At 72.2% G+C, this 3483-nt stretch carries 3 protein-coding genes and 1 pseudogene; 3 read left to right on the top strand and 1 reads right to left on the bottom strand.

Annotated elements, in window-relative coordinates:
- Positions 1 to 82 precede the first annotated feature (82 nt).
- Entirely contained in the window at positions 83 to 1582 is a 1500-nt protein-coding gene (locus tag VF697_RS16440; RefSeq protein ID WP_331096038.1) for an MFS transporter, read from the bottom strand.
- A gap of 180 nt (positions 1583 to 1762) precedes the next feature.
- On the opposite strand from VF697_RS16440, the gene VF697_RS16435 reads away from it, so the two are divergent.
- From VF697_RS16435 to VF697_RS16425, 3 genes and pseudogenes are all read left to right on the top strand, one after another.
- Complete coding sequence (locus tag VF697_RS16435; RefSeq protein ID WP_331096036.1) at positions 1763 to 2767, top strand: polyprenyl synthetase family protein; 1005 nt, start codon at positions 1763 to 1765, stop codon at positions 2765 to 2767.
- Entirely contained in the window at positions 2764 to 3339 is a 576-nt protein-coding gene (locus tag VF697_RS16430) for a GbsR/MarR family transcriptional regulator (RefSeq protein WP_331096034.1), read from the top strand. Before VF697_RS16435 ends, VF697_RS16430 begins: the two co-directional genes overlap by 4 nt.
- A gap of 27 nt (positions 3340 to 3366) precedes the next feature.
- Positions 3367 to 3483: pseudogene (locus VF697_RS16425) on the top strand (gamma-glutamylcyclotransferase); the annotation flags it as partial.

The following is a 3483-nucleotide window of genomic DNA, read 5'->3' as shown; positions in this document are numbered from 1 at the left end:
CCACCCTCGACCACTGGTTCGACCGGTCCCTGAACGCCACCACCCTGTCCGAAGTGCTGGACGACCTCGCCCAGTAGCAGGGTCAGGACTCCACGTTGGCGGACTGGGGGTCTGCGAGCACTGGGGCCGGGGCGGGCACCGGCATCGCTCGGGCCCGGAGCTGGCCGCCCACGAGGGACGTCAGCGCCCCCAGGGAGCTCACCGGCCGCGCGCCCGGCTCGACGATGCGCATGGCCAGGAAGGCCGCGGCCACCCGCGTCACCGCCGACAGCGCGAAGAGCACGTGCAGGTTCACCCACAGGTGGCCCCCGAGCGTGAACTCGGCGGGCACCAGGCTCGCGAGCCCCCCACCCAGCGCCGAGGCCGCCGCGTAGGCCAGCCCGCCCGCGGTGGAGAACGCCGCGAGGTAGAAGGGCCGGCCCTGGCGCGGCGCCACCGACAGTGGCAGCGCGAAGCTGGCCAGCCCATGGCCTCCCCAGAGCACTCCGGCCAGCACCACGTCCAGCAGCAGCGGCCAGAGGAACGTGGCCGTGGGGAACAGCCAGATGGCGGGAACCACGCCGATGCCCAGCGAGCACGCCAGCAGCACCGGCTGCGCGCCCAGCCTGTCGATGATGCGCCCCCACAGCGGCGCGGCGAGGATGCGCATCCCGGCCACCGCCGCGAGGTACAGGGCCATCGTCAGGAAGCCCATCTTCAAGTTCTTCAGCATGTGGAAGGCGTAGAAGGGCGCCGACAGGCCCACCGCCGCGTTCCAGGCCACCTGGTACACCAGCACCCGGCGCGCCCGCTCATCCCGCAGCGGCAGCAGCGCCACGTGGAAGTCCAGCTTCACCTTCTCCTTGCGCGGCGCCGGATCATGCTGGCGCGCCATCAGCACCGTGGTCACCACGCCCGCCACGCACGCGAGCGCGGCCAGCAGCGGCAGGCCCAGGCCCACGCCCTCGGGCGGCCGCAGCTTGTCCATCAGCACGCCCGCCACCAGCGAGGCCACCGTGCCGCCCAGCGTGCACAGCGCGGTGCGCCGGCCGAAGAAGCGCCCCCGGAAGGGCTCGGGCACGAGCTCCCCCATCCACGCCACCCAGGCGTTGTTGCCGATGACGCCCAGCACCGCGGACACCCCCGCCACCGCCACCAGCAGCCGCTGCTGCCCCTCCAGCGTCAGCGGCAGCCAGGGCAGCACGCACAAGGGCAGCATCACCTGCCGCGACAGGCACACCGCCACCAGGGCCACCCGCCGGTAGCCAAAGGTGGACGTCAGCCACGCCGCCGGGAACTGGATGAACTGGGCGAAGAAGGGCAGGGCCGTCATCACCCCCACCAGGAAGGGCCCCAGCTTGAGCGCCAGCGCCCAGCCGGTGAGGACCGTGGCCCCCGCGCACGCGGTGAACACCTCCGCCACAATCCCCTCGGACACCGAGGCCCGCAGGGAGCCGCGCAGGGTTTGACGCGCCGTGCCAGCCTTCGACACCCCGGGTGCGCCGGCGCCCGGCAGCGAGTTTCCAGGCCTGAACAGGGGAACGGCGGCGGCGAGGGCGGCGAAGCTGCGGAGGAGGTTGCGGCGCACGGCGTCCAGGGACACTCGGAATCCCGAGGGGTTATGGAGCCCAAGTCTCTCTCACGACGCACCGCGCCCACTCAAACCGACCCCCCGCGCCTGCCTGCCCCCCTTCCGGCCCCCAAAGGCCGCCTGCCCATGCAGCAAACAGGTGCAGTTCACACGGTCTTGAACTATATGAACGGGCGCAGAGGAGAGGGGTACATGGAACTCGCGCGTGAGCTGGCGGATTTTCTGGGGAGCGTGGAGCAGCGGCTGGGCTCGATGCTGGCGGACGGGGAGGTGGGCCCGGGCGTCAAGGGTGACACGCTGATGGAGGCCGCGCGCCACCTGTGCATCGGCACCGGCGGCAAGCGCGCCCGCCCCATGCTGGTGCGCCTGTTCGGCGGCGCCGTGGGCGTGGCCCCCGAGAAGCTGGTGGACGTCGCGGGGGCCTCGGAGATGATCCACTCCTCCAGCCTCCTGCACGATGACGTGGTGGACGCCGGCATGTACCGCCGCGCCAAGCCCACGGTGAACGCCCGCTGGGGCAACATCGTCGCGGTGATGAGCGGAGACCTCATCCTCTCCACCGCGCTGCACCGCCTGTCCCACCTGGACGCGCGCATCACCCAGAGCGCCCTGGCCGTGGTGACGGAGATGTCGCGCGCCGCCATCACCGAGGTGGAGGCCCGCGGCAACCTGGACCTGCCCCTGGAGCGCCTGCGCTTCATCGCCGAGGGCAAGACGGGCTCGCTCTTCGGCTGGTGCGGCAGCGCCGCCGCCACGCTCGCCGGCCAGCCCGAGGCCGCCCAGCGCTTCGACCTGTTCGGTCGCCGCTTCGGCGTGGCCTTCCAGATCGCCGACGACATCCGCGACGTGCTCGGCACGGACCCGGGCAAGCCGCGCTACGCGGACGTGCTCTCGGGGACGCCCTCGCTGCCCATCCTCCTGGCGGTGGCGCGCGACGGCACCCTCAAGGGCAAGCTGAAGGACGCCTGGGCCTTCACCACGGTGAACCCCGAGCGCACCCGCGCCATCGGGGACGCCATCGAGGCCACCGGCGCGGTGGACCTGGCCCTGGAGCGGATGAACGCGGAGCTGGACGGGGCGGTGGACGCGCTCGGGCCCTACGCGCAGCAGGGCACGGGGCTGGAGCTGGTGGACTGGGCGCGCAAGCTGTCGGTGGGCATGTCCACCCAGGCGCAGGAGCGGAGCCGGGCTGCATGAAGGGCTACCTGTGGACGGGCGGTCTCGAAGCGGGCCGGGGCGAGAGCCCCAGCAACGGTCGGCTCGCTCCCTGGGAAGCCATCGCGGTGGACGCGGTGGGCAACGTGATCGAGTTCTGGGGCTTCAAGCGCAACCAGGGCCGCGTCTGGGCCCTGCTGTACCTGCGCGGCGAGCCCCTCACCGCCGGGGAGATCGAGCGCGAGCTCGACTTGTCCAAGGGCGGGGTGTCCATGCTGCTCAGGGATCTGGAGCGCTGGGGCGTGGTGCGGCGGGTGCGGATGCCACAGGACAGCGCGTGGCGCTACGGGGCGGAGACGGACCTCATCCGCATGGTGTCGCACGTGGTGGAGGAGCGGGAGGCGGGCTTCATCGAGCGCATCCGCGCGGACCTGTCCGAGGCGCGCCGGCTGGCCGAGCAGGCCGGAAACGTTCCCCCGGAGCACCTGGCGCGCCTGGAGAAGATGGCGACGCTTGCCGAGCACGTGGAGCGCGCGCTACGGCTGTTCGTCAAGACGGCGCGCCTGGACGTGGGCGGCATCCTCGGGGCGTTGCGCGAGGAGTCGACGCGGTAGGCGTCCCGCGGGACGAGGGAGTCACGGATGGATTCGCATTACGACCAGGTGATGAAGGCGCGCAACCAGGCGGAGACGGCCGCCTCGAAGCTGTACTTCGCCTACTCGACGATCCTGGACCGGGCGGCCTTCGAGGAGTGGCGC

The sequence above is a fragment of the Archangium sp. genome (assembly GCF_036388035.1).
Taxonomy (GTDB): domain Bacteria; phylum Myxococcota; class Myxococcia; order Myxococcales; family Myxococcaceae; genus Archangium.
This window is presented reverse-complemented; position numbering and strand designations above follow the sequence as displayed.